This is a genomic window from Novosphingobium sp. GV079, assembly GCF_003058045.1.
In the GTDB taxonomy this organism is placed as follows: Bacteria; Pseudomonadota; Alphaproteobacteria; order Sphingomonadales; family Sphingomonadaceae; genus Novosphingobium; species Novosphingobium capsulatum.
This window is the reverse complement of the sequence record NZ_QBUE01000008.1, coordinates 52,641-78,556: the sequence shown is the minus strand read 5'-3', so window position 1 is coordinate 78,556 and position 25,916 is coordinate 52,641. Positions and strand designations below refer to the sequence as shown.

Annotated in this window: 23 protein-coding genes; 6 read left to right on the top strand and 17 right to left on the bottom strand. The window is 63.5% G+C overall.

Annotated features, from left to right (window positions below; all coding sequences use genetic code 11):
• Positions 1 to 163 precede the first annotated feature (163 nt).
• On the top strand, positions 164 to 1,705 hold the full coding sequence (locus C8K14_RS12105; RefSeq protein ID WP_107716856.1) for an O-antigen ligase: 1,542 nt from the start codon (positions 164 to 166) through the stop codon (positions 1,703 to 1,705).
• 16 nt (positions 1,706 to 1,721) lie between these two features.
• On the opposite strand, the gene C8K14_RS12100 is transcribed toward C8K14_RS12105, so the two are convergent.
• The 3 genes from C8K14_RS12100 to C8K14_RS12090 form a co-directional block, all read right to left on the bottom strand.
• Complete coding sequence (locus C8K14_RS12100) at positions 1,722 to 2,513, bottom strand: WecB/TagA/CpsF family glycosyltransferase (RefSeq protein ID WP_107716855.1); 792 nt, start codon at positions 2,511 to 2,513, stop codon at positions 1,722 to 1,724.
• 31 nt (positions 2,514 to 2,544) lie between these two features.
• Positions 2,545 to 3,711, bottom strand: a complete 1,167-nt coding sequence (locus C8K14_RS12095; protein ID WP_062787028.1) for a nucleotide sugar dehydrogenase — start codon at positions 3,709 to 3,711, stop codon at positions 2,545 to 2,547.
• 204 nt (positions 3,712 to 3,915) lie between these two features.
• The gene (locus tag C8K14_RS12090; protein WP_107716854.1) at positions 3,916 to 5,406 is read right to left on the bottom strand and encodes a phosphomannomutase; all 1,491 of its coding nucleotides are present in this window, start codon (positions 5,404 to 5,406) and stop codon (positions 3,916 to 3,918) included.
• A 558-nt stretch (positions 5,407 to 5,964) separates the two neighbouring features.
• Here C8K14_RS12090 and C8K14_RS12085 point away from each other — a divergent pair.
• Positions 5,965 to 7,062, top strand: a complete 1,098-nt coding sequence (locus tag C8K14_RS12085) for a glycosyltransferase family 4 protein (protein WP_107716853.1) — start codon at positions 5,965 to 5,967, stop codon at positions 7,060 to 7,062.
• 24 nt (positions 7,063 to 7,086) lie between these two features.
• On the opposite strand, the gene C8K14_RS12080 is transcribed toward C8K14_RS12085, so the two are convergent.
• Together C8K14_RS12080 and C8K14_RS12075 are read right to left on the bottom strand one after the other, a co-directional pair.
• Positions 7,087 to 8,157: an acyltransferase gene (locus tag C8K14_RS12080; RefSeq protein ID WP_084391035.1), complete on the bottom strand. Its 1,071-nt coding sequence runs from the start codon at positions 8,155 to 8,157 to the stop codon at positions 7,087 to 7,089.
• Positions 8,158 to 8,218: 61 nt separating this feature from the next.
• Positions 8,219 to 9,562, bottom strand: coding sequence for a hypothetical protein (locus C8K14_RS12075; RefSeq protein ID WP_133726805.1), 1,344 nt, complete (start codon positions 9,560 to 9,562; stop codon positions 8,219 to 8,221).
• Positions 9,563 to 9,831: 269 nt separating this feature from the next.
• Here C8K14_RS12075 and C8K14_RS12070 point away from each other — a divergent pair, with 269 nt between their 5' ends.
• Positions 9,832 to 10,860 carry a glycosyltransferase gene (locus C8K14_RS12070; RefSeq protein WP_158272934.1) on the top strand — a complete coding sequence of 343 codons (1,029 nt, stop codon included), beginning with the start codon at positions 9,832 to 9,834 and terminating at the stop codon, positions 10,858 to 10,860.
• 131 nt (positions 10,861 to 10,991) lie between these two features.
• On the opposite strand, the gene C8K14_RS12065 is transcribed toward C8K14_RS12070, so the two are convergent.
• From C8K14_RS12065 to C8K14_RS12015, 11 genes are all read right to left on the bottom strand, one after another.
• The gene (locus tag C8K14_RS12065) at positions 10,992 to 12,428 is read right to left on the bottom strand and encodes an oligosaccharide flippase family protein (protein ID WP_107716850.1); all 1,437 of its coding nucleotides are present in this window, start codon (positions 12,426 to 12,428) and stop codon (positions 10,992 to 10,994) included.
• Between the two features lie 182 nt (positions 12,429 to 12,610).
• Entirely contained in the window at positions 12,611 to 13,798 is a 1,188-nt protein-coding gene (locus C8K14_RS12060) for a hypothetical protein (protein WP_133726804.1), read from the bottom strand.
• A gap of 9 nt (positions 13,799 to 13,807) precedes the next feature.
• Complete coding sequence (locus tag C8K14_RS12055; RefSeq protein ID WP_233251056.1) at positions 13,808 to 15,994, bottom strand: polysaccharide biosynthesis tyrosine autokinase; 2,187 nt, start codon at positions 15,992 to 15,994, stop codon at positions 13,808 to 13,810.
• A 52-nt stretch (positions 15,995 to 16,046) separates the two neighbouring features.
• Positions 16,047 to 16,607 carry a polysaccharide biosynthesis/export family protein gene (locus tag C8K14_RS12050; RefSeq protein ID WP_133726803.1) on the bottom strand — a complete coding sequence of 187 codons (561 nt, stop codon included), beginning with the start codon at positions 16,605 to 16,607 and terminating at the stop codon, positions 16,047 to 16,049.
• A gap of 511 nt (positions 16,608 to 17,118) precedes the next feature.
• The gene (locus tag C8K14_RS12045; protein WP_062787051.1) at positions 17,119 to 18,147 is read right to left on the bottom strand and encodes an NAD-dependent epimerase; all 1,029 of its coding nucleotides are present in this window, start codon (positions 18,145 to 18,147) and stop codon (positions 17,119 to 17,121) included.
• 100 nt (positions 18,148 to 18,247) lie between these two features.
• The gene (locus tag C8K14_RS12040) at positions 18,248 to 18,850 is read right to left on the bottom strand and encodes an LptA/OstA family protein (protein WP_062787053.1); all 603 of its coding nucleotides are present in this window, start codon (positions 18,848 to 18,850) and stop codon (positions 18,248 to 18,250) included.
• A 46-nt stretch (positions 18,851 to 18,896) separates the two neighbouring features.
• Positions 18,897 to 19,550, bottom strand: a complete 654-nt coding sequence (gene lptC, locus C8K14_RS12035) for an LPS export ABC transporter periplasmic protein LptC (protein WP_062787055.1) — start codon at positions 19,548 to 19,550, stop codon at positions 18,897 to 18,899.
• Between the two features lie 27 nt (positions 19,551 to 19,577).
• Entirely contained in the window at positions 19,578 to 20,198 is a 621-nt protein-coding gene (locus C8K14_RS12030; RefSeq protein WP_062787057.1) for a ribonuclease D, read from the bottom strand.
• Between the two features lie 95 nt (positions 20,199 to 20,293).
• Entirely contained in the window at positions 20,294 to 21,184 is an 891-nt protein-coding gene (locus C8K14_RS12025) for a glycosyltransferase family A protein (RefSeq protein ID WP_107716846.1), read from the bottom strand.
• 159 nt (positions 21,185 to 21,343) lie between these two features.
• Complete coding sequence (locus tag C8K14_RS12020; protein WP_107716845.1) at positions 21,344 to 22,204, bottom strand: glycosyltransferase family A protein; 861 nt, start codon at positions 22,202 to 22,204, stop codon at positions 21,344 to 21,346.
• Between the two features lie 151 nt (positions 22,205 to 22,355).
• Positions 22,356 to 23,384: a glycoside hydrolase family 5 protein gene (locus C8K14_RS12015; protein WP_158271902.1), complete on the bottom strand. Its 1,029-nt coding sequence runs from the start codon at positions 23,382 to 23,384 to the stop codon at positions 22,356 to 22,358.
• Between the two features lie 11 nt (positions 23,385 to 23,395).
• Here C8K14_RS12015 and C8K14_RS22650 point away from each other — a divergent pair, with 11 nt between their 5' ends.
• A complete protein-coding gene (locus C8K14_RS22650; RefSeq protein ID WP_158272932.1) occupies positions 23,396 to 23,599 on the top strand; it encodes a hypothetical protein in 204 nt (67 codons plus the stop codon).
• A gap of 300 nt (positions 23,600 to 23,899) precedes the next feature.
• On the opposite strand, the gene C8K14_RS22865 is transcribed toward C8K14_RS22650, so the two are convergent.
• On the bottom strand, positions 23,900 to 24,049 hold the full coding sequence (locus C8K14_RS22865; protein ID WP_166643349.1) for a hypothetical protein: 150 nt from the start codon (positions 24,047 to 24,049) through the stop codon (positions 23,900 to 23,902).
• Between C8K14_RS22865 and C8K14_RS12010 the strand changes: the two genes are divergently transcribed.
• The gene (locus tag C8K14_RS12010; RefSeq protein ID WP_062787068.1) at positions 24,042 to 25,076 is read left to right on the top strand and encodes a mannose-1-phosphate guanylyltransferase; all 1,035 of its coding nucleotides are present in this window, start codon (positions 24,042 to 24,044) and stop codon (positions 25,074 to 25,076) included. The genes C8K14_RS22865 and C8K14_RS12010 overlap by 8 nt on opposite strands.
• Positions 25,073 to 25,879: a class I mannose-6-phosphate isomerase gene (locus C8K14_RS12005; protein WP_107716843.1), complete on the top strand. Its 807-nt coding sequence runs from the start codon at positions 25,073 to 25,075 to the stop codon at positions 25,877 to 25,879. Before C8K14_RS12010 ends, C8K14_RS12005 begins: the two co-directional genes overlap by 4 nt.
• Positions 25,880 to 25,916 lie beyond the last annotated feature (37 nt).

Below are 25,916 nucleotides of genomic sequence, written 5' to 3'. Positions count from 1 at the left end.
GAGGTAGGTCGTTACGCCTTGGCAAAAGCCTATTTGCTGGCATGCACCGCGCCGGCATGACATAGCGACGAGTGGCACCTTGGCGAACAGCGCACCTTCCGACGGCATCGACAATTCTTCCCGGCGATCGTCGCGCCGGCGCCGCTCCTCCTCATCCAATCCCTTGACCACCGCCAATGCCGACATCTCCGGCCAGCGCGGCCGCCGCCGCCGCTCGCGGCATCGCGGGGAAAGCAAGACACCGGCGCTGATGCCGCCGCGCTATCGCCTGACGCATGTGGGCCTGCCGCAGACCGGCGTCCTGGTGATCATCGGTGCGCTTGTCGCTGCGCTGTTCCTGGGTGGGGGTGGCACCACCAACCCTGACTCCGAAACGGCGCTGCAGGTGATCGTGGCACTCACGATCGCGCTGCAACTGCTCTGGCCCCGGCTACAGACCGGGCTGGGGCCCGTGCCCAGGTCTGCCTGGGCCATTGCGGCGCTGGTCATCGTCATTCCGGTTGCGCAGCTGATCCCCCTGCCCCCGTCGCTGTGGCATGCCCTGCCTGGCCGCGACGTAGAAGTGGCAGCGCTCAGCCTGATCGGCGCGGCCGACCGCTGGATGCCGTGGAGCATGGCGCCGGGCCGCACGTTCATTTCGCTGCTGGCAACGGTTATCCCGCTAGTGCTCCTCTTGGTCGTCAGCCGTACCGATCTGGCTGGCAGGATGTGGATCTGCGCCACGATCGTGCTGTTCGCGCTGCTGTCGATCCCGCTTGGCACCTTGCAGATTTCGCGGGCGGGCGGCCACAACTGGACGCTCTACGCCTATTCGCACACCGGCGTCATCGTCGGCTTCCAGGCCAACCACAATGCCGAGGCAGACGTGCTGGCTATTGCCCTGCTCGCTGCCGGCGTGCTGGCTTGCGGGTGGGTCGACAAGGTGCGCAACCGCACGGCGTTCTGGTGCGCCACGGGCCTTACTGCGGCCATCCTGGCCATCACCGCGCTGCTGACCGGTTCGCGTACCGGCATCGTGCTCTTGCCGGTGGCCGTGATTGGTTGCCTGGCCATGCTGTGGCCAGTCATGCGCCAGCACATGTCGGCAGGCCGGCTCTGGCTGATGCTGCTCGGCGGCGCTGCGGTTGCCGCCTTGGCGCTGCTTAGCGGCCTTCGATCGATCGACCGCATTCTCGCTCGTTTTTCCAACCTCAAGGACGCGCGATCCGACATCTGGAAGGACACGGTCGAGGCAATCGGCACGATCTGGCCAGCTGGCAGCGGCGTGGGCAGCTTCCCACCGATCTTCAACGCGCATGAGCGCCTGGAAGTGGTGACCAACACCTTTGCCGGCCGCGCACACAACGATTGGCTGGAATGGACGCTCGAGGGCGGCCTGCCCGGCCTTGTCGTGCTGGCGGCGCTGCTGGGTCTGCTGATCTGGCTGCTGTGGCGGCGCATCGTTGCCGAACGCAGTGACCAGGCCACGCTGCTCTCGCGGGCGCAGGCAGTGTTCGCGTGCGGCGTGCTGGTGATCCTGGGCGCGCACGGCCTCGACGATTTCCCGTTCCGCTCGATGGCGCTGGCCTCGCTGGCCGCCGTGGCTGCTGCAATGCTGCTGGTGCCCTATCGCCAGGCAACGCAACCCCTGGCCATGCCCCGCCCCGATACCGAGCCCGACGCCGATACGGCCGCGGCGACGGGGATTGTCGCCGAATTGGCGTGAGCCCGCAATCGGCGGGTCAGGTGCGCGGCGGTACGATCGGAGCCAGCCGCCGGCCCGCCAGGATGCCGACAAGGAACAGGGCGTCGCCGGCATAGCGCGGCACCAGGCGGCGCGGCTCGCTGAGCATGCGATGCAGCCATTCCAGGCTCATGCGTTGCACCCAGCGCGGCGCGCGCGACTTGCGCTGCGACGAGAAATCGAGCGCGGCGCCCACGCAGAAGATGTGCGCCGGGGGTAGTTCGGCAAAATGGCGGGCCACCCACAGTTCCGATTTGGGCGCCCCCACGCCCATGAACAGATGCGTGGTACCCAGCGCGGCGATCTGCGCCACCAGGTTGGCACTATACGCCGCGTCACGCTCAAAGCCGTAGGGTGGGCTATCCTGGCCGATGGCATCGGCAGCAAATCCACGCGCCACCAGTTGTGCCGCCAGGGCCTGCGCCGCTTCTGGCGCGCTGGCGACGAAGAACGGCCGATCGATCCCCGGGCGCAACTTGTCGAGCAGCGCGGGAAACAGATCGGCACCTGTCACCACCGGCACGTCGTGCCGCGTCTGCAGACGCACCAGCATGCGGATGGGCCGGCCATCGACGGTCACAACCGCCGCCTTGCCATAGGCCTCCTGAAACAGGGCGTTGGTTTGCAGCAGGCGCAAGTGGTTGACGTTGCAGGTGCAATAGAGCTGCGGCGTAGCGGCCTGCTGCAGCGCGCGCTCGACCAGCTGGTCCAGGGTGGCGCAATCGAATGCCAGCCCATAGCGGGAAAACAGGATGGCATCGCGCCGTTCGGCCATGCTCGATGTGGTCATGCTTCCCCCCTGCAACAGGCCACGCTCCTGCTCAGTCCGAACCGAACAGGTCACGGGTGAAGACCTTGTCCTTCACGTCCTCGATCTGTGCGGTCATGCGGTTGGCGATGATCACGTCGCATTCCGCCTTGAACGCAGCAAGATCACGCACCACGCGCGAACCAAAGAACTGGTCCTGCGGCAGGGCCGGTTCATAGATCACCACTTCGATGCCCTTGGCCTTGATCCGCTTCATGATCCCCTGGATCGAGGATTGGCGGAAATTGTCGGACCCAGCCTTCATCACCAGGCGGAACACGCCCACCTTGCGCGGCCCGCGCGCGATGATCTGGTCGGCCAGGAAATCCTTGCGGGTGCGATTGGCGTCAACGATCGCGCGGATCAGGTTCTGCGGCACTTCGAAATAGTTGGCCAGCAGCTGCTTGGTATCCTTGGGCAGGCAATAGCCGCCATAACCAAAGCTGGGGTTGTTGTAATGCAGCCCGATGCGCGGATCGAGGCCGACGCCGCGAATGATCTGCCGCGTATCCATGTCGCCGGCGATGGCATAGCTGTCGAGTTCGTTGAAGAACGCCACGCGCATGGCGAGATAGGTGTTGGCGAACAGCTTGATCGCCTCGGCCTCGCGCGGGCCGGTGAACAGTACTTCAACGTCCTTTTTCACCGCGCCTTCGCGCAGCAGCTCGGCAAAGACCCGGGCGCGCTCGGATTCCTCGCCCACGATGATACGCGAGGGGTGGAGATTGTCGTACAGCGCGCGGCCTTCGCGCAGGAATTCCGGGCTGAAGATAACCTGGTCGGTTCCCAGCCGGGCGCGCACCTCGTTGACGAAGCCAACCGGGATGGTGGACTTGATCACGATCACCGCGGCCGGATTGGCATCGCGCACCATCTTGATCACTTCCTCTACCGAGGAGGTATCGAACTTGTTGGTGTCAGCATCGTAATTGGTCGGTGTGGCGACAATGACATAGTCGACACCATCGAGCGCCTCGGCCGCATCGACCGTGGCCGTGAGGCGAAGCGGACGCGTCGCCAGGAAATCTTCCAGCTCGGCATCCACGATCGGCGCCTTGCGCTGATTGACCAGCGCCACCCGTTCCGCAGAAATATCGACAGCAACCACGTCATGGTGCTGTGCCAGCAGGACAGCATTGGACAGCCCGACATAACCGAGCCCAAAAACGGCGATTTTCATCCAGCAATACTCACATCAGGCCTTGAAAATGCCGCAGATGCGACCGCAGCATGGCATTAACCATACCAAGCATGGCCGACCGCTTCTTGGCAGCATTCAGGCCATGCTCGGGTCCGATAGCGTTGGCTGCGAGTATTCGGCTTTGGCGCGGCCACAGTCAATCCATTTATGCTGCAACTGCACAAAGCCGGCCCGCAGGCCCTGTCACTGCTGGCTGGCGAGCTTCTGCACCAGTTGCATCGCTGCGCTGCTCAGGCTGGCGGCCCACTCGGCGCTGGCGCTTTCGGTGTAGACCCGCAGTTCCGGCGCATTGCCGCTGGGACGCAGGTGGATCACGTCGCCCTCGGCAAAGGTGGTGCGCAGGCCGTCGGTCTTGTCGAACGCGCTCGCCTTTCCGGCCAGGTCGCCAAACGTTTCGGACAGGCGCGCCAGCACGTCGGCATCGCTGCCTTCCTCCAGCCTGGAAATCAGCGCCTGGCTCTGGCTGGTGGGAATGTTCTGCAAACGCTCGCTGAAGGTAAAGCGGGCGGGCAGCGTTGCTTGCAGGGCCGTAAGCGCAAGGCCCTTGGCCCGCGCATCGACCAGCACCGCCACCATTGGCAAGACAGCGTCGCGCGTGGGCAGGGCGCCCAGCGTGCGGCCATGGGCCGAGATCGGGCTACCAAGGATGAAGCCGCCGTTGGCTTCATAACCACAGGCAACCGCCCCTTGCGCCAGGAGATCGTTCATCGCCGCGATGACGAACGGCGAGCCGATCCGCGTGCGCGCGATCGCCGCAAACTGGCCCGAGAGTTCCAGCGCGGAGTTAGAGCTGACCGGCGTGGCGACCCCGGTAACGCCGAGCGCCTGCGCACAGAGGATGCCCAGCACGTCACCGCGCATCCACTGGCCGGTTTCATCAGCCAGCAGCGGGCGATCGGAATCGCCATCGGTCGAAAGAACCGCATCGAGGCCGCGTTCGGCCGCCCATTGCCGGCCAAGCTCCTGGTCCTCTGGCCGTACGGCCTCGGTATCGACGGGGATGAAGCGTTCCGACCGGCCGAGAGGCACGGCGTCCCCGCCCAGCCCCGACACGATCGCCACCAGCAGATCGCGGCCAACCGCAGAATGCTGATAGATCCCGAGCTTCAGACCCTTGAGCGCCTCGGGCCCGAAGAAATCGACATAGCGGGCAACGTAGGGCGCCGCCGCGTCGATCGCCCCTTGCCCTTCTGGCGCCTGCCGCAGCATGTCATCCGCGTCGAAGATATCGGGCACGACCACGTCCTGGCTGCGGATGGCTGCCTCGTCGGGCTTGAGCACCTCGCCATCGGCGCGGTTGAACTTGATGCCGTTGCGGTCGTCAGGGATGTGGCTGCCGGTCACCATCAGCGAAGGAATGCCCTGGGCAAAGCCATGCAGCGCCACGGCCGGAGACGGCACGAAGCCGCAGTCCTGTACCTCGCCGCCCATATGCACGATCGCCGCGGCGCAGGCGGCCATGATGCGGGGGGAAGAGGGCCGCAGATCGCCGGCAATCGCCACGGCGCCGCCAGGGGCGAACTGGCCGACCTCTGCCATATGCTGAAGAAAAGCGCAGGTGTAGGTGAAGCAGACCTTGTCGGTCATGGCCGTAACCAGGCCGCGCGCCCCGCTGGTACCGAACGCAACGCCCGAACTGGCCATCAGGGCGGAAACCGAAAGTGTCTGCGTCATAGGTCCTTGTCACTCCACTGGCATTGCGTCGCGGCCACGGTGCTGGCCCATGGCGACGGGCATCGGCATATCAATATGACGTTACAACGATGCAACGCGGGAAAGGTCCACTCGCCGGCTGCGCGATCCTGGCGCAAGCCACCGCCCCTGCCCGCGCCTGTTGCCTGACTGCTATTTCGCATCTGCAAATTTGGCAAGCGGCCTGTGCAGTCCAGCAGATCACGCCCAGCGGCTTTGCTCCGGGCGCGCTAATCGACGCGATATCGCCGTGCAAAGTTGTAAAAAGCCGGGGGAGCCAGATGCTGCATCCCTGTTTTGCTGCCGATTCGGAACAGGCCTGGAGCCCCACTCAATTTTGCGTTGCAGCATAGCCTGCTCGTTGTTGCAGGCAAAAAAGCAAACCGCATCCAGCCGGATACGTTGCAACGCAGCAAAATTCAGGGCAATGAACGCGCAAGGGATGGTGACGGCCCGCCGGGAAAACCGCGCGAAAGGCTCGTGGCATCCGCCGGCTGGGACGCTGGGGCTGGAAAGGTGGGATCGACCGTGAAACCAAGCATGATTCTCGTTTGGCATGAAGCCGGCAACAAGCTGTATCACGATCGCTTTCGCGAACTGGGCAAGCTGTTCGATCTGACCGTGCTCGGTCCCGAGATTTTTGCGGGCAAGACCTATGCCCCGGTCACCGAAGAGAATTTCAAGCTGCTGCTGTTCCCCAGCCTGGCCCATGGCCATTGGCTGACCTATGTCAGCGCAGGGATGCTGTCTTACATCCGCGCGCATCCGCCGCAGGTGCTCTATATTCACGAAGAGCCGCATTCGCTGACCGCATTCCTGGCAGCCTGCCTCAAGCGGCAAAGCACGTTCGTGCTGGAAAGCAGCGCGATCAACATGAAGGGCAATTTCAGCGGGGCCAACCTGATGGAACGCGTGGTCTACGCGCGGGCTGACATTATATTTCCCAAGAATACCGAAGTCGCCGGCGTGCTGCGTGCGCGCGGCGCGCGGCCAGAACGGATCGTGGCGCCGCTCGGCAATGGCGTGTCGCTGCAATCGTTCAGCCCCACGCCCAAGGAAGAGGCACGCGCGCGCCTAGCCGCGCTGTTTCCCGATGCGGCGCAGGCTTTTACCGGCAAGCTGCTGGCTGGCTATGCCGGGCGGATCTGGCGGCCCAAAGGGCTGGAATACTTTGCCCGGGCGGCCGCCAGTGCCGATGCCAGCCTTCTGCTGTGCGGGCCGGTAAGCGATCCTGACGTGGCCGACGCCGTGCGCGCCAGTGGCGGCGTGCTGCTGCCGGCACTCAACAAGGAACAGTTGCCAATCTTCTATTCGGCACTGGACCTGTTCGTGCTGCCCAGCGTGCCCACCCCCAACTGGCGCGAACAGTTCGGCCGTGTCTGCGCCGAAGCCGTGTTCTGTGGCACTCCGACGCTCGGCTCCAATGTCGGCGGCATTCCCGGCGTGGTGGGCGCCGAGGCGATCTTCGAACCTGGCGACGAGGCGGGCCTTGCCGCGCGGATTGCCACCCTCAAGGACGCCAGCACCCGCCAGGCCCTGCTCGACGCACAGTTGCGGCATATCGAGGACAATTTCTCGTGGACCTCGATCGCGCGGCGCATCGCAACGGAAACACAGCGCGTGGCCAACGGCGGATAAGACCGCCCGCCGGCGGTCAGCGCCTCAGGCGCTGATCGCGGCGGCCTTACCTCTATTCTCCAGCCGCTTGCCCAAGGCGCGGGCGAGATGGTGCGATGGTGCCTCCACCGCCTTGTAGAAGGCCCAGCCCACCACAAGAATGCCAAGGTTCACCAAGACCCAGAAGGCGATCGGGTTGGTGGCCAGCAGCGGCGCCACCAGCGCCACGACAAACTTGTGCGTGAGGTACAGCGAGTAACCTGCCAGGCCGAAGCGCTCCAGCCAGGCGACCGGGCGCGCGCCAGTGCCACGCGCCATTTCCGCCGCCAGCCAGAACATGCAGAACACGCCGAACACCCAGATCGTCCAGGTGTAGCCGATCGAGATACGACCGGCGTGGGCCGACAAAACCGTCGTCAGATAGCAGAACGCCACGGCGCCGACGCGATAGGCCCAGACCGGAACGGCGGCCGATGCCTTGGTAATGCCGTCGATATGCTCAGCCAGATAGCACCCCATCAGCCACAGCGGCGCGCAGAACAGCCAGGTCAGCGGCCAACCGAACGACCAAAGGTAGATGTTGCCGGGATGCGTGGCGATCATGGCCAGCGAAATGACCTGCGACACGAGCAAGACCCGCCCGATGCCGAAGCGGATGATCAGCGGAAAGACCAGCGGATAGAGCGCGTAATAGATGATTTCGGCATAGACCGACCAGGTCACGTGCGAGAGCGATTCCTGATAGTCTGGCCCCAACAGCCACGCTGCCACCAGCACCACGACCAGCGGCAGGCAGATCCGTACGCCGCGCCGGGTGAGGAACGGCAGCGGATCGATCTGCTGGCGCCGCAGGCTGGCGCCATGGATCAGGAAGCCGGAAATCAGAAAGAATACCGCCACCGCCGCGGTGCCGTTGAACGTCGTCTTGCACAGCATGTAGAGCAGCTTGTGAAACAGCGTATCGGGCTGGACGAGGCTATCGATCGGGAAGCGTGCCCCGTGCGAAAACGCCACCCACATGGCGGTCACGAACCGCAATGTATCCAAGCCAGAGAAAATCGCCTTCTTACGATTCACCTCGACAATTTCAGGTGGATTTTGAAAGCTATTCCCCATGGATATCAACACCACCCCGAAAATGTGAGTACGTTTCCGTGCGACGCAGATCGCGCCATCTTTACGTGTAAGCCCTTCTGGCTGAAGGATACTTTGGCGTTTTTCGCGTAATCATCGCGAGCGCATAGCGCGACACGTCTTCGGGCCAGCTAGCGATACCCACCAGAAAACCCAACAGGCTGGCCGTCTTGATCGAGAAAACCGCGCCGCCGAAAAGCAACATGGCGGTGATGTAGAAACTCATGATGGCAGAGAGGGTGGCATTGCCGCCGGGGCGCCGGGTCCATACCCCCGAATAGTGAAATACTCCCACGAATATGCCCAGGAACCCCATGGCCCGCATCATGTAAAGAATACCACTATCGCCAATCCGGTCGCTAACGACGTTACCGATCAACAAATTCCATACGGATGTTTGAGAGATAACATCGAACGTCAAGCCGATCCGGTACACAAACTCAGAGCTGTCGTTTCCGCGAGAGAACGCATAATACAGGCCAGCAACGGTAAGGACGATCACCGGTGCGACAAAGGCTGCAAGCGGGATCAAGCGGATGCGCAGCAGGAAAATAACCGCCGACAAGGCGATCAGCGCAGAGGCCGCGCGGGAGTCGGACATCAGCGCGAGCAGCAGGCAAACCGCAATGCAGCCCAGGCGCACGATCATGCGGCCGTTGTAAACGGCACCATAATAGGTCGCCATGATGAAACCGAAGTACCCAAGCGATAGCGGCTCTAGAAACGGACCGCCAACGCGGTGGCTGGATATCGCGAAGAACGAACCGCTGCTGCGATAGGCACCGGCGTAAAGGCCGTCCTGCATTTTCGCACTAAGGCCGGCATTGGCCACCCAGCTGCGCGTCGCGATGAGAAAGCGCGAGGGGTTGGCAAGGGTGGTGAAGGCAGTTGGCGCCACCGCCTCCAGAGCCACGACCAGGCAAACCGCGATCAGCAGGCAGTGCATCCACAAAGGCTTCACAAACCGGGCCGAGCGTCCCAACGCAATATAAAGCGGGATGAAAACGCAATCGTAGATAGCCTTGGCATCGAAGCCGTTGATCGCGGTTCCCATCAGCAAAAGCAGCAACAGCATCCCGAGCGAACATTGCTCCTGGATGGTGAGGCGAATGGGCCATAACAGGATCAATCCGCCAGAAATTGCGGTGACTGCAATCTGCGCTACCGTCACGGACGTGTTGTTCATGCCGATGCCGTGGGCATTGGCAATGGCCAGCACGAAATTCAGGAACATCGACCCAGCTACGGCCAGGAAGCACAGCCAGGCGTGGGTTTCGGCCTGGGCCATGGTTTTGAGGTCGGGAGCGGGGACCCGGCGCGGGGCGATGGGCCGTGGCAGAGCGCTGGCAGCCGGCATCGCCGCAAGGGCTTGGGAGGAGTTTTTCATTGCAGGCCTGGCCTTTGCTCTCCGGCCGCGCCGGGGTCTTGCTGTCGTGCAGCATAGACGAGAGTGACGGCCCGGTGCAAGCGCGCCCACACCCCGCCCCGCCGCGCAACCAGCGCATCTTGCGGCAGCCTGTCAGCACGCTGGAAGCAGACCGGCAGGAAATGTTGCATTGCAGCGCAATAGGCTCCAATAGTTGCACGGAACGGGTCCACCTGCGCAAGGCCGGACCAGACATTGCGGGGAAACTGACGGTGGCGATTGCGGTTGATTTGGTTCTGGCCACGCGGCCCAATGCCTCCACCGGGATCGAGCGCTATGCCATCAACCTGTTCAAGGCGATGCGCGAGCACGCGCCGGACACCGTGGCCTTCGTCGATCGGCGCTCGACCGTGCTCGATGGCCCAAACGTTATTGCGGTCGATGGCGGCTTCCGCGGTTGGCTGGCCCTGCCCCGTTCACGAGCCTTTCGCGATGTAGACTGCGATGCGCTGGTTTGTCCGGCGTTCCCGCCCAGCCCGCTGGCCCTGCTCGGCAAGGCACCGGTATTCCGCATCATTCATGACGATTTTCCCTGGACGCGGGGCGAAGCGATGAACCTGCGCGGGCGCTTTCTGTTCAAACATTGCGAGGCCGCCATGGCGCGCCGCTATGGCGATGTCATGGCCCCCACCACATTGATGGCCGATAGCCTGAGCGCGATCCTGCACCGCCCCGTGGGCACGATCGGCAATGCTCCCGGCATCGATCTGTCCCTGGCCCCGGCGCCAGATCGCGGCCAGGCGCAGATCATTGCCGTGGGCACGATCGAGCCACGCAAGAACTATGACGCCGTGCTCGATCTGGCCGAAGCCCTGCCGGCGCCGTGGCGCGTGCAGATCGTCGGCCGACGCGGCTGGGGCCCGATCGCGGAAACCTGGGACAGCCGTCTGGCGCGCCACGAGGCCCGCGTGGAATGGCACGGGCATGCGTCGGACGCCGCCCTTCTGGGCCTATACCAATCGGCTGACTGCTTTGTGAGCATGTCGCTGGCCGAAGGGTTCAACATGCCACTGGTCGAGGCGGCGAGCCTGGGCTTGCCAGTGGTGTGCAGCGACATCGAGATCCACCGCCGCGTGGCGCCGCCGTGGGCGCGCTTTGCCCCGCTGTCGATCAGTGCCGCTGACCTCGCCGCGATCGTGCGCGAAGCGGCCGCGACGCCGCCTTCGGCACAGGATGTCGCGCGCTATGCCCATGCTTTCAGCTGGGGCGGCATTGCCCAGGCGCTGATTGGCCGCATCAAGGCTGCGCGGGCGAAATAAGGCGGGCGCACCAAGCCCGCCCGCCGTGCCTTATAGCCTGATGGCGTTTCGTTGAAACGCCATCAGGCTATAAACTTTTATGGTCGTGCGATTTTTGCCAAAAACCGGTTCCCACTTTTTGTCATCGCACTCTAGCGCTTGCGGATGGCGCGGATCACGAAATCGATCCAGGCCCGGAACATCACCAGCGACACCCCCGCATAGATCAGCATGGCCACGGTGGTCATGATCAGCGCCGGCACCAGCTTGGCCAGGTCAAGATGCAGCATCCACACCACGCCATGCAGCGCCACGGCAATGCCCACGGCCACCAGCAGCGGCACGGTCGTCGCCGCAGCCTGGTTGGTCATCCGGATATCGGGCGACACGCGCTTGAGCACGACCAGCAGTGCCGCTGCGCCGAGCAGGCAGCGCAGGCTGAACATTCCGGCCGCCCAGATGATGCCGAACCACGCGCCCAAGGCCACCATGATGACGTTGGCAACGGTCTGGTAGAGGTTGTTGAAGAACGGCAGCTTGGGACGGCCGCTGGCGACCAGATAGGTCTGCACCGGCACCATCACGGCAACCGAGGGCAGCGACAGCAGGAACAAGGTCACCGTTTCGGAAAGATGCGGCCACTTGTTGGAGAAGATCACCGCGCTGACGAACGGGCTGGCAAATGCCGAACCGAGGAACGAGACCGGGGCAATCACGCTGGCCACGCCGCAGGCCTGCCACATCGCTTCCAGCGTGCGCTCCCGGTCACCCACCATGCGCGAGAAGATCGGCAGCAGGATGCCGTTGATCGGGTTCATGAACAGGCTGGTGGCCAGATCGAGCACGGTGCGGGCCAGGCGGAACACCCCCGTTGCCGTTGGCCCGGCGATCAGGCCCACGACGAGATCGACCGAACGCACGTTGACCTGGTTGAGCATCGACCAGCCGAGCAGCGCACCGGAGAACCGCGTGAGCGAGCCCATTTCGCGGAACGTGGCGACGCCGCGCGGGCGCCATTTCGCCGCGATCAGGCTGATCGCAGTGGAAATGATCGGCGCCACGGTGACCTGCACCACGATGCTCCACGCGCCAAAGCCGTACACCGCCAGCCCACAGCATGCGACGCCGGCGATCGCCTGGCCCACGGTCTTGCGGATGGCCAGCACGCGATAGGCAAACGTGCGCATCAGCAGGCCTTCCGGCACCACGCCCACCGCCGCCAACAACGGCGCCAGCGCCGTGGGCAGGATCATAAGCCACACCGTCTCGTAACCCGGCATGGCCCGGAACACCAATGCCAGCCCCACCACGAAGGCCGCGCACGCCGCGCCCAGCAGCAGGAACAGCCAGAACGCAGTATCGAGAAAATGCTGCGTCGCTTCGTCGCGCTGGACGATCATCTGGTTGCCGGTTTGCAGGGTCGATGCGGCGATCAGCGCCGGCGCCGTCGCCATCGCGGCAACGCCGAAATCATGCGGGCCGAGAAACAGCGCTGCGGTGAGCATGACCACGGTTTGGGTCAAACGCTCTGCCAGCACCTGCAGCAAGGACCAGAGTGCGCCTCTGACAGCGAGTTTTGAATAGCTCATCGTGTTCGAAACCGCTCCAGCGCTTGTCGGGGCTGCAGCACAAGATGCTGGCCGGGCCCCGCAACGTCCCCGCTTCTCCTACCTTGCGTTTTGCAGTGCAGCAAGAGCCGCTGCGCAGCAGATGAGATCATTGCCTCGCGTATTGCTGCGTCCTGCCGTTGCGCCTGCAGCAACGAAGGCTATCAGGCGCCGACACGCTCCAGCCGCACGTCGGAAATATGAACGCGCGTACCTGGCGCCAGCCAGAACGAGATCAGCCGCGCCCGGCAGGTATCGTCGATCGCGGTTTCGATCATGGCCCGTCCCGGTGCCGCGGGATCGGCCTGGGCCGCAACCGCCTCGCCGCGATCGGCGGTGCAGCCGATGCCCACGCGCAAGGCGGCGAGCGCAGCCGGGCCTTGCTCAGGCATGGCCCACGACAGCTTGTAGCGGCCAGGCGAAAGAATCGTCAGCTGTCGCAGCACCGAACGCGAAATGCCACCGTTGACGCGCATGTCGAGCGTCCGCGATCCATTGCCCGCTTCGTCAAACAGCAGTTCCACCGTGCCACTGGCTGGCAACTGCCAGTTGAAAAAGGTCACATTCCCCTTACCGTCGAGATCGAGCCCACGGAAATGCCCGTCGTGAACGAGGCCCGGTTCTGGATCGCAGGCGCGCGACCACAGGTCTTGCCCTTCGTCGAGCAGATTGGCCTGGAGCATGCGGTTGACCAGCGGCGCGACGTCGGCGCATTGCAGCGCCGCCTTGGGCATGCGCCGCACCACCTCGGCGCGATCGGTCAGCAATTCAGGCGTAAGGGCATCGCGCGGCGCATAGAACTTGACTGCCCAGGCTGGATGCTCGGCCAGGCGCGCCGCCAAGGCGGCACGCCCTTCGGGACTGGCGGTCAGATCGGCAAAAGAGGAATCACGCGCAAGAAAATCAGGATCCTGGCGCAGCACGGCGTCGAGCCGCTGTGCCGCCATGTCAGCATCGCCGAGGTCGAACGCCCGCGAATACCAGTAGAGCTGGGTGGCAGTATCACGCCAGCCCAACCCGGCCGAGACGCGAAAGGCGGCATCGGCCTTGTCGCCATGGCCCAGCAGGATTTCGGAGCGGCCGATCAGCCCCACGACCTGGGCATCGACAGGGTCACCGAGCAAGGCCATGCGCGCGAAAGGCAAGGCCTGCGCCGGAGCATTGTTGACCAGGGACCGCGTCGCCAGCGCACGCGCGGCCATGGTGTCATAAGGGAAAACGGGCGGGGCGTGCGGATCTCCCTCATCAGAGATCCAGCGCCCCAACCCGTTGATCGCGGCAACCGTGGCATAGCCGAGCAGGAGTACGGCAAGGCAGATACTCGCCCAGCGCTGCCCAGACATCTTTGCCACGGTTTGCACTCAGTTCGCGTTTTCTGACGTGTAGCGGTAGTAGTTGTAGCCGTAGTATTCCGAGTAGCGGTTGCCGACGCGCGAGGCATCGAACATCGTAAGCACTGCGCCCAGAACGTTGGGCTGCATGCCGCGCAGGCGACGCAGCGAGGCCCGCAGCGAGCCACGCCGGCTGCGATCGGACTGCACCACCATGACCACGCCTTCGACGATCGCCGCCATCAGCGGAGCATCGGCCAGGCCCAGCACCGGCGGGCTGTCGAGGATGACCACGTCAAACCGTTCGCTCAGTTCGTTGAGCACGCCGGCCAGGCGGCCCGAGCTGATCAATTCGGTCGGGCTCGGCGGCAGCGGACCCGAGGTGATCACCGTGAAGTTTTCCTCGTCGGTCGCGTGCAGCACGTCGTCGATGGTGTGCTGGCCGGTCAGCAGGCTCGACATGCCCTTGTCGTTGGCAACGCCGATGACCGCATGCAGCGCGGGGCGCCGCATGTCGACGTCGAGCAGCAGCACTTTGCGGCCCAGGCGGGCAAGACCGCGGCTGACGGCGACGCTGGTGGTCGACTTGCCTTCAGACGGCTGCGAGCTGGTGATGAGGATGGTCTTGGGCAGACCATTCGCCGTCGAGTAGAGCAGCGAACCACGCAGCGAGTTGTAGCTTTCGCTGACCGCCGACTTCGGATCGGCCAGAGCTTCGCCCGGCGTCGTGTCCTGTGACTTGGGGATGACGCCAAGGAGCGGCATCGCCAGCTTTTCCTCGATGTCTTCGGGCACACGCACCGCATCGTCCAGCTGGAAGCGCACGAGCACCACCAAGCCGGAAATGACCAAGCCAGCCAGCAGGGCGATCAGCATGTTGTTGAGTAGCACGGGCGAGCTCGGCATGCTGGGCGGCTCGGCCGAATCGATGATCGCGATATTGCTGGCGCTGATGCCGGCTGCCGCGTTCAGTTCTTTGTAGCGCTGCAGCAGGCCGTCGTAGAGTGTGCGGTTGGTCGTCGCCTCGCGGGCGAGCAGGTTGTACTGCACCGAACGGTCCTGTTCGGCCAGAGTCGAACCCTTGAGTTCACTCAGCTGTGCGGTCAGCTTCTGCTCGGCGTTGAGGGCCGCATCATACTGCTCCTTGACCGAGGCGCGGATGCTTTGGGCGATGGCGTTGATCTGCTGGTTGATCGCAGCGATCTGCGCCTTGGCCGCCTGTACCGTGGGATACTCGTCGAGGTGGCGCGCACGCTCCCGTTCCAGATCAGCCTGGGCCGTAGCGCGGGCGGTGAGCAGCGTGGAGATCGACTGGTTGGTCAAGACTTCCGGCGCGCCCATCAGGTTGCCGCTGGAAAGCGCACGCCAACGCTGCTCTGCCGCCACGCGGGTAACCTGCGCATTGCTCAGTGCCGTATTGATCTGCAGCAGCGTCGACATCGTCACCGATCCGCCGCTATCGCCGCCTCCGCCGCCCGCCGCGTCAGATGCGCCGGCATCGTGCAGACGGATCAGGCCCGCCTTGCGCGCGTATTCGTTCAGGTCACGCTCGGACTGTTCGAGCTTGGCCTTGGCTTCGGCCAGCTGCCCGGAGATGAAGTCCCGCGCATAGGCAGAGCTGTCATAGCGGCGCTGCAGGTTGGCCTGGATGAATTCCTCGGCCCAGGCATTGGCGATATTGGCCGAAAGCTTGGGATCGATGCTGGTAAAGCTGATCGTGGCCAGGCGCGATGCCGGCGTGATGTCAGCCAGCTCTGCCTTGTTGAGCAGCGACAGCGTATAGGCGCGGCGCTGCGCCGCCGTGGCCGTCGGCTTTGGTGCAGGCACGCCCATGCCGGCATAGAAGCTGGCGTTGTCGACCAAGCGCAGGCGCTGGGCCACGCGATCGGCAATTGCCCGGCTGTTGAGGATCGCGATCTGCGTCTTGAGGAAGCGATCGGTATCCCCCGCCGAGGCGGCTTCAGACTGCGAGGGGTCCTGATCATCAGCCAGAACCTGGGCAGACTGGTTGTTGATCTGCACCGTGGACGTCGCGGTGAAGTGCGGCGTCATCAGCATCGTGATGACCAGCGCTAGAGCCAGCGCCGCCCCCACGATCAGGCAGATGATCCACAGGTTGGCGCGAACCACCATGAACAGCTTGCGCAGATCGATCGAGGAACCGGCATCGCCGGCCCCGTTGGGTTCGTCCGCCTGGTCCATGAAGGCTCTGGGCACGAATTGATCGGCCGCAGCGTAGGAAAGATTTTTGTTCACACTACCGCCGATTTTAGAAGTTCCGAAGAACGTTGAGGAGCCCAGCCATGGAAATCAGGTCGCGATAGGCCGACTTGGTCTGCGAGAAGCCGACCACAACCACATCGCCGCCAATGATCTGCGGGTCGGGGTCCAGCCCCTTGCGGATACGATCGATGTCAAAGCGCGCTGCCATGCGCTGGCCGTTGACCGTCCTGAACAGGATCGTCTCATCCAGCTTGGCGATGCGCGTGGGGCTCGACGCCATCGAGATTGCGCCCAGCAGCGTGGTGTTCGACTGCACCGGATAGGCGCCAGCGCGATTGACCTGGCCTTCGACCGAGACCAGCTTCTGCGCCGGGGTTGCCACGTTGATGGCCACCTGCGGGTTGCGCAGGTATTTCTCGCCCAGCACCTTCTCGATCGCGCGAGACGCGTCAGCCGGAGAGAGCCCGGCCACCAGCACCGATCCTGCCAGCGGCAGTTGGATGCGGCCGGCTTCATCAACGATCAGGCGCGGCGCGCTCAGGTCGGGCTCACCCAGAACCGTGAGCGTCAATTCGTCGCCCACGCCGATCGCCACACTGGCTGGCATCTTGGTATCTGCCTGGGGAGGCGCCACTTCGTAGGCCTCTTTGCCACGAACAGGCCTTGCATCGGCAACTGCCGCGCCAAAAGCGATGGAACAAACCAGCGCTGCGGCAGCGCCCAATACAAGCGCGATATTCGAGTTGGACCTCACGTTATTCCTTGCTCCTGCAGAAAGGGTAGCCTTTGGCCTGCACCGCCGGCTGCCACGCGGGACGCCCCATTTTCGATCTATCTGTTGCGGAATGCCAGCTTATGCTGCTTTGCACAATACCCCAATTGGCAGGCAAAATCCCTCGACTATGCCTTGCGGTATAGTTTGCCATCAGCGCATTGCACAGGCCAGCAGTCTTGTCGCGGGTTTGCTGTGGGCGAATCTCCGCTCGTCGCTTTTGCGCGTCGTTTCAGCGCGCAACACAATCCGTCAAGCCGCCGCTCACAGACGCCCACGTGCTGCGCACAAAATGCGACGAAGGCGTCCCGCGCTGCGCAGGACGCCTGTCAGCATTGGGCGGGGGTCAGCGTGATGGCGCCACGTAGGCGCGGAACCAATCAACGAACGCGCCTACACCGGCTTCAACACTCGTCGCCGGCTTGTAGCCCAGATCGCGTTCCAGATCCGTCACATCGGCATAGGTATCGGGCACGTCACCCGGCTGCAGCGGCAGCAGGTTGCGCTGCGCCTTGCGTCCCAGGGCGTTTTCCAGCGCCTCAATATAGGCGGTCAACTTCACCGGGGCGTTGTTGCCAATGTTGTAGATGCGATAGGGCGCGTTGGACGTGGCCGGATCGGGCTTCATAGCGTCCCACGCCGGATCAGGCTGTGCCGGGCGATCGAGCGCGCGAATCACGCCAGCAACGATATCATCCACATAGGTGAAATCGCGCGTGTGGTTGCCGTGGTTGAACACGTTGATCGGCGTGCCATCGAGAATCGCCCGGGCAAACAGGAACAGCGCCATGTCCGGCCGGCCCCAGGGGCCATAGACCGTGAAGAAGCGCAGGCCAGTGGTCGGCAGCCGATAGAGATGGCTGTAGCTGTGCGCCATCAACTCGTTGGCCTTCTTGGTGGCCGCGTAGAACTGCAGGGGATGGTCCACGCCGACATGCTCGCTGAACGGCATCGCCTTGTTGGCGCCATAGACCGAACTCGTCGAGGCATAGACCAGATGCTCGATCCCACCATGGCGGCAGGCCTCGAGGATATTGGTAAAGCCCACGATGTTGCTTTCAACATAGGCGTGGGGATTCTCGATCGAATAGCGCACGCCTGCCTGTGCCGCGAGATTGACCACGCGGCGCACCCCGCCTTGGGTAAACGCTTCCTCTACCGCGGCGCGATCGGCCAGATTGGCGCGGAAGAAGCGATAGGGCGCTCCGGTGCGAGCGGCGGTTTCCGCAAGGATCTTGAGCCGCGCTTCCTTGATTGCGGGATCATAGTAATCGTTGACCACGTCCAGGCCGACCACGGCATCGCCGCGTTCAAGCAAGGTCTTGGCGGTGTGAAAGCCGATGAAGCCAGCATTGCCGGTAACCAGGGTAGCCAAGCCACATCTCCATGTTCGGGCGACAACGCCGCGCGCTCGCTCCCGCCATAGCCGGCAGAAGCGAACAAAGTGTAACGCCCGCCCGCGTCTGGGAAAGCGGTCAGCTGGCCTTCTTGGCCACGTTGAACGTGCCGGTCACGCGGCCGCTCGATGTCGTGGTGGTGCCGCCCGTGCCGCTCGGCGCGCCGCCGCTGCGCCCATCCACGCTCGATAGCCCGGTGTTGAGGTCGATCACCAGGCGGCCACCGTTGAGCGTATCCTTGCCCCGGCGCAGCGCGACATTACCCACCATGGTGATGATCTTGCGCGGAATATCATAGACGGCCGTGTTGCCGCTGGCACGCTGGTCGCCCCGCGTGACCACCACGCCGCCGGCTGCATCAATGCGCTGCACCTGTACCGTCTGCGCGTCGGTATAGGCGAGCGTGGTGCGCGCGGCCTGGAGCCGCAGGTCTTCCTGGGTGATATCGACGTTGCCGGTCAGCACCACGCGCTTCTGCTTGTCCTGCAACTCCATGCGGTCTGCCCCGAAATTCACGGGCGCATTGGAGTTGTGCTTGCCAAAGGTCTGCGCATCGAGATGCGAAGCCCCGGCCACCACCGCAGCCGACAGGGCAAAGCCGCAGGCCAGCGAACGCAGTGCCAGAACCCGCGTGGACACGCGGCCAGCGGTGCGCGGCGAGGAAGGAAGCGGGTCGATCATCTTCAGCGTTGTCCTCATCGAATCGCGCGGTACGGCGTGGCAGGCCTCAGGGTTTGGCCGGCAGCGGCAGCTTGCCCTGGTCCATCCGCATGTGGGCATGCCCTTCCAGCGTCACAACCCGATCGTCAAGATTGGCAACGATGCGGTCCGCTGAAAAAGTGCCGGTAGGCAGGCGGCCATCGACGTGGCCATCGCTGACCAGTTGCCGCTTGGTCAGGTCGATCGAGGCACCGTCGGTGATCATGCGATACCCATCGGAGCTTTCGAAATTGACCACGCCCGGCACGGTAATGAACTGCCGCCCGAAATCATAGGCGCCTTGCTGCGTCGTCAGGATCGCGGGGCCATTCTTGAGCATGACCCGGGCGGTTACGTCCTTGAGCTGGACCACATCCTGCGCGGCCGAATGCTGCACAGCGTTGCCGGCCGTTACCGAAAAGGTCCGCCCCTTGTTATCTGCCCCGCGATACATCGCGCTGACGACCTTGAGGCGATCCTGCACGACGGCCACCTTGGTGCGATCGAGCAGAAAGCTGATCTCGCCGCGCGGGGCCAGCGGGCTCAACACCATCACCGCCAAGAGCGCACCGATCAAGCCAGGCAGCACCACGGCCAGCATGCGCACGGTCCGATCATGCCGCCCGCCCGGTGCCGCCTTGTGCCGACGGCGGCTGCGCATCTGTTCTGCCTGGATGGTCATGGCGTGAAGATCATGGCAGGTGCAGGCTTACTCGTGGCTGAAGATATCGCGGTCGGCCCAGCCGGCAATGTCGAGCAACGCGCGCGTCGGCAGGAAGTCGAAGCAGGCCTGGGCGATTTCCGAACGCTTTTCCCGCGCCAGACGTTCCACCAGGATGGCGTGGGCACCGTGGAGATAGCGCACATCGGACGCGGCGTATTCCAGCTGCGGATCGCTCAGCACGCTGCCGCCCCAGTCGCTCGATTGCTGCTGCTTGGAAATCTCCTTGCCCAGCAATTCGCGCACCAGGTCCTTGAGGCCATGGCGATCGGTATAGGTACGCACGAGCTTGGAGGCGATCTTGGTGCAGAACACCGGCGTTGCCATCACGCCGAGGTAATGATGGATCGCCGCCAGGTCGAACCGGGCGAAATGGAACAGCTTGAGCCGGGCAGGATCGGCTAGCACAGCGCGCAGGTTCGGCGCCGCATAATCGCTACCCACCTTGAACCGCACGAGGTGTTCATCCCCCTGCCCGTCGGAAATCTGCACCACGCACAAGCGGTCGCGCGTGGTGATCAGTCCCATCGTTTCGGTATCGACGGCGATGATGCCCGGCGCCAGGAGATCGGCGGAAGGCAAGTCTTCTTCATGCAGGTAAACGGCCATGCCCGCGTGCTTAGGCCGGTTCGGCCGATGCGGCAACCCCAAGGCCTGCCGCCCGGAAATGCCGCGCCGGCCAAATGCCATCACCGGGCAGCCGCTCAGGCTGCCACCGGGTGATACTCCTGCAGCAGCACCGGGCTATCAAGCAGTTGCGCCTCCATGTTGACCGGCAGTGCCGGCTGCAACAGCGGGCCGACGAGCAGGCCGCAGGTACGCACGAAATAGTCGGTTGCCTCGGAAAAGCGCAACTGCACCGCCAGCAGCACCATCTTGGCCGCAGCGCGGCCTGCGGTGCGGGCATACCCGGTCCAGCCACGATGACGGATCGAAACCGCGCCATTGCCCAAGGCATAGGAGAACATCTTGTTGCGATGGTCTGCCGGCTTTTCGATCGCGGGATGATCGAGTTCCAGATCGCGCAGCCGCATGCCCTTGTGCCCCGAACGCAGCAGGCGCAGGCCAAGGTCTGCCCCCTCGCTCGCGCCGTGCAAGCAGCCCACACCCAAGTGGACGTCAAACTTGTTTGCCAGGAACACCGTGCGCCGCAGGATCAGGCCCGGTTCCCAGAAATTGCCGGAAATGGTCCGCTCATCGAACACGACATCGGCTTCGATGCGGCGCGAAACCTGGTTGGCGCCTTCGCCGCAGACGTTGGAATTGACGAAATCGAGATTGTTTTCGGTCAGCACCCGCTGCGCGCGGGCGAGATAATCGGGCGCAGCCGGCATCGTGTCGTCATCCAGGAACCAAATCCAGTCGCCCTTGGCCTGGCTGGCACCAAGATTGCGCGCCAGCGACAGCGCACGCACCTTGCACAGGAAGATGCGAACCTTGGGATGAATGAACTCCGGCCCCGGCTCTTCAAAAGACTGCCACACCACGATCACTTCATCGAGCAGCTCGAACTCGCAGATCGCCTTGATGATTTCCAGCAGGCGCGCGCGCCGGCCACGGCTGGCGCTGGTGGGGATGACAGCTGAAAAAGACATTGGTCCGGTCCCTGACTATGCGCAGATCACGCAAGGCGGCATGAGAGTGGCCATGCCGCACGCGCGCACTGCGTGCGCAAAAGTGCCTAGCAAATCCGAAAACGCGAAACAATTGATCATTTCGCACTTGCAGCAATGGGTGCAACAGCGCTGCGCCACTCAATCGAGATCGACCATGCCGAAGCGCTCGATCATGCGCTGGATTTGCACGTCATTGCCCGATTGCGACACATTGGTGGACATCAGCGATTCTTCCTGCGTCCCGCGCCAGTTGGTCGACACGAACTTGCCGCCCACCTTGCGGTATCGCGTGCCGGCGCGACGGGCCATCCAGTAGAGCCAGACGTCGTCGGCGTTGGGGCAGATGGCCTTGAACGTTGCGACGTCCAGCACCTCGGGATCAAAGCAGCCGGGAAAATAGAGCACGCCACCGTGGCCCGTGCCGAGCAGATCACCACGTGGCGCCGATGCGGGGGTGTTTTCATCAATGTTGCCCTGCCATTCCAGATAGGGCCGGATGGCGCCATCGGCCGTCCGCGTGATCGCGTGCGCGCGACGACAGATGATCGCCGGTGCGTTCGGATCGAATTCCTCGGTCAGCACCTTGACCAGATCGCGGGGATAATAGCAGTCATCATCGACGGTGATGATGTAGTTTGATCCGTCCTGCGCGAGCGATGGAATGATCTTGTTGTAGGACTTGGCATTTTCACAGAAGTGAATGGTCAGGCCATGTGCTTCGAGCGCGCGGATGCGATCGGTGATGGCATCCTTGTCTTCCCACGAAATCCACAGTTGCACCTCGTCCGGGCGCACCTCTTGGTCCAAGATGCTGCGCAGCGTCAGCGGCAGCGTGCCAAAGCGCAGCGGATAGGACGTGAGCGACATGACCAGCTTCCCCGGCAGGCTGTGCCGGCGCGGATTCTTCACCGTCGGGAAATTCAGCACCTGCCAATAGGCCGCTGCCAGATTGCGGGCGACACGCCCCTTTGCCTTCAACTTTCCCAACAGATCTGCCATGTACCAGCCCCCTTTTTACGCCACCGCTGTACCACAGCATTGCATCAACGCATTTGCTGTCGCAGGCGATCGGGCAGGCCCAACACGCGCCCGCCCCCCGTGTCGCCGGCGAGTGGCCAGCCCCTTCCGAGGCCGGCCATTCGCCATTTCATCAAAGATAATGTTGCATCAAAATCACCTGCGGCTTTTCGACACCGTCTACCGGGTCTGCCGACGCCATGTTGCGTCCCCATGTCCCGCCACCGGCAAAATAGGTGGCACCGACAAAGACATCGGGGTTTGCCGTGATAAAGTTGAGCAGGTCGGTCAACTCCTTCATGAATTCCGGGGCGGGGCCACAGCCGAATTCGCCTACGAACAGCTTCATGCCATTCTGCCTGGCCCAGTTGGTCACGCCGATCAGGCTTTGCGACCCCGATCCGGGCATCACCGGCCCCACCCCGCCGCCATAGCCGCGGTTGAGATACTGGTGGATGTCGAAGCCGAAATTGCCAACCGGATCGTTGACGCCGAGCATGACCTGGGCATTGCCGCTCGACAGCCAGGAATGGCCACCGGTCCAGGCTATCCCGGAAAACAATACCTTCGATCGCGCGCCGGCGCTGCGGATGGCACTGACTGCGGCATTCTGCATGTCCAGATTGAGCTGCGGCGGCATATCGTGTGGCTCGTTCATCAGGCCATACCATACCAGCGAATGCTGCCGATACCGCTCGCCTATCCGCCCCCAGAAATCAGCGAAGTCATCAATCGTCACGCCCGAACCGGGCGTGCCGATGATCGCCTTGTTGACATGGCCATAGTCGTGGGAGTCGAGGACGGCGACAGCGCCGGCCGCGTTGATCGCGGCGACCATCGCGTCAAGCCCGGTCAGGGCCGACTCCAGCAGCGGCCCGCCCGGTTCGGGCTGCAACCGCTGCCACAGGAACGGGATGCGGAAGATATTGAAGCCCTTTTGCAGGAAATAGTTCATGCTGGCAGCGCCAGGCCACTTCCAGCGCCCCCCGATCGCCTCGAACTCTGCGCCGGCAAGGTTGACACCAATCCGGGGCCGGCCCCTGCGGGTTGCCGCCAGGGCACTGCCGCCTGGCGCCAACAGCGCGCCAGCACCAAGGCTGGCCAACGAATTGAGGATCACGCGCCGCGAGACACCGTCGTTAGCAGATGCAGTGTCGGACAAGGCCGTTTTGGATGGCGCTGCTTTCCATGGGTTCATGGCTTGAAACTTTCGGACAATCGGAACAACAAACGATCAACCCTTGGCGATGGAATTATCGAGCCTGGGGCGACATCGTCGGTCAAGGCGTATCCAGGACCAAGAACCCGACCGTAACGCATCGACCAAACCCCTTGATGAACCGCGCCGGCATCAGGCGGCATGTGAACGAAGTTTAATGCAATAGAGCTATGTCGCGACGACGTTCCGCCAAAGCTGGCGCATGCTGCCAAGGCGCTGTTGCCGTTGCCAACCCATAGCGTGCACCGGCATGGGGCACAACACGGCAAATGCTGCACCGCAAACACAGACAGCTCCTGCGTCGTTTGGCCATAACCGGAAAGGGCGCCAACAGGCCGCAAAATCAGTGGATAAACGCCTTGTGACGGAACGATTTGTCACGCGGGCCGTTTGTTAGCCTGCGGTTTGCTTATGCCGTGGTGCAGCGATTTGGCGGTTGCCGCCCGTTTGTCGGTGCATTAGGGATGAGGAACGGTGACCAGCGAACCCTTGCCAGACGCGATGCGCGCCGATCTGCGGCACTCGTCAACGCGCACGGCAAGATGCTGCCAACCAGCCATTTTGGCACGCGGCAACATGAAATCAGGAACGTCAAAGACCATGATCACCCCGGTTATCCTGTGCGGCGGCAGCGGCACTCGTCTGTGGCCGCGCTCGCGCAAGGCAAAGCCCAAGCCGTTCCTGCCGCTGGTCGGCGAAACCACTCTGTTTGAAGCTTCCGTGCTGCGCTGCAGCATTGATGCAGGTTTTGCGCCGCCAATCGTGGTTACCGGCGCGCAACATCTCGATCATGTGGTCGACCAGTTGCCCGATCCGGCTGCCAGCCAGATCATTGTCGAGCCCGAAGGCAAGAATACCGCCGCCGCCATCGCGCTGGCCGCGCTGCGCTTGCCTGCCGATGCGATCATGCTGGTCTGCCCCAGCGATCACCATATCGGCGATTGCGATGCCTTCCAGACTGCAGCCAAGGCTGCGGCGAAGCTGGCCGCCGATGACTGGCTGGTATCCTTTGGCATTGCCGCCACCTCACCGGAAACCGGCTTTGGCTATCTCAAGCAAGGCGATCCGATCGAAGGCACTGGCGGCCGCAAGGTGGAACGCTTTGTCGAAAAGCCCGATCTTGAACGCGCCCAAGCCTTCCTCGCGGACGGTGGCTATGCCTGGAACGGTGGCATCTTTGCGTTCCGCGCCGGCCATTTCCTCGACGAACTCGCCAAGCACCGCCCCGATATTGCAAGCGCTGTGCGCACAGCGGTGGACAAGGGCCATGCCGATGGCAACGCCTTCCATCCCGATCCCACCGAATTTGCCCGCATCCCCGGCGAATCGGTGGACTATGCCGTGATGGAAAAGACCGATCGCGCCGCCATGGTGCCGGCAACGATGGCTTGGTCCGATATCGGCAACTGGCAGGCACTGCACGAGGCGCTCGACAAGGATGACGTGGGCAATGCCACCAAAGGCCGCGTCGAACTGAAAAACTGCAGCAACGTGCTGGTCCATACCGATGGTCCGCGCGTGTCGGTGGTAGGCGCCAGCAATCTCATCGTGGTCGTCGATGGCGATGAAATCCTGGTGTGCACGCCCGAAGGGGCGCAACTTGTCGGCAAGCTGCAAGGGGCCGCCAACCAATGAGCAAGCTGCCGATCCGCGAAGTTGAAAAGCCCTGGGGCACGGATGTTCTTCCCGCCCCGTTCTCCACGCCCGAAGGCAAGCGCATCGGCGAGATCTGGTTCGAGCCGCCCGCCGATGTTCCGAGCCTCTTGGTGAAGTACATCTTCACCAGTGAGAAGCTTTCGGTCCAGGTTCACCCGAGCGATGCGCAAGCGGCGGCTGCGGGCGAAAAGGACCGGGGCAAGGAAGAATGCTGGCTGGTCATCGCTGCTGAACCCGGGGCCACACTGGGCGTCGGCTTCAAGGGCCATGTCGACCATGACACCATGCGTGCGGCAGCGCTCGATGGCAGCATCGAGGACATGCTGGTGTGGCATCCGGTCAAGCCGGGCGATTTCTTCTATATCCCGGCCAACACGGTGCACGCGATTGGCGCCGGCGTGAGCGTGATCGAGATCCAGCAGAACAGCGACATTACCTATCGCCTCTATGACTATGGCCGCCCGCGCGAATTGCATCTCGATGCCGGCATCGCTGTGTCGCGTGGCGAACCGCTCGATCCCGCGCTGCACCGGCACATTCCCGATACCGGCACGGTGGAACTGGCGAGCGGTGCCTATTTCACCGCGCACCGGCTCCAGGGCGTACCCGACGCAGCGCTGCGTGCCGAATATGCCGGCCCATTGCTGGTCATCCCGCGCAGCGGCAGCGTCACGCTGGGCGACGACGTGCTGAACCCAGGCGACTGCGCTTCGGCAGCAAGCATCGATGCACTGACGTTCGATCCCCAGGGCCAGGCCATCATCGTGCGTCCCGCCACCTGATTGAAGATAGCGCGCATCGCCTTGTCCGTGATAGGCC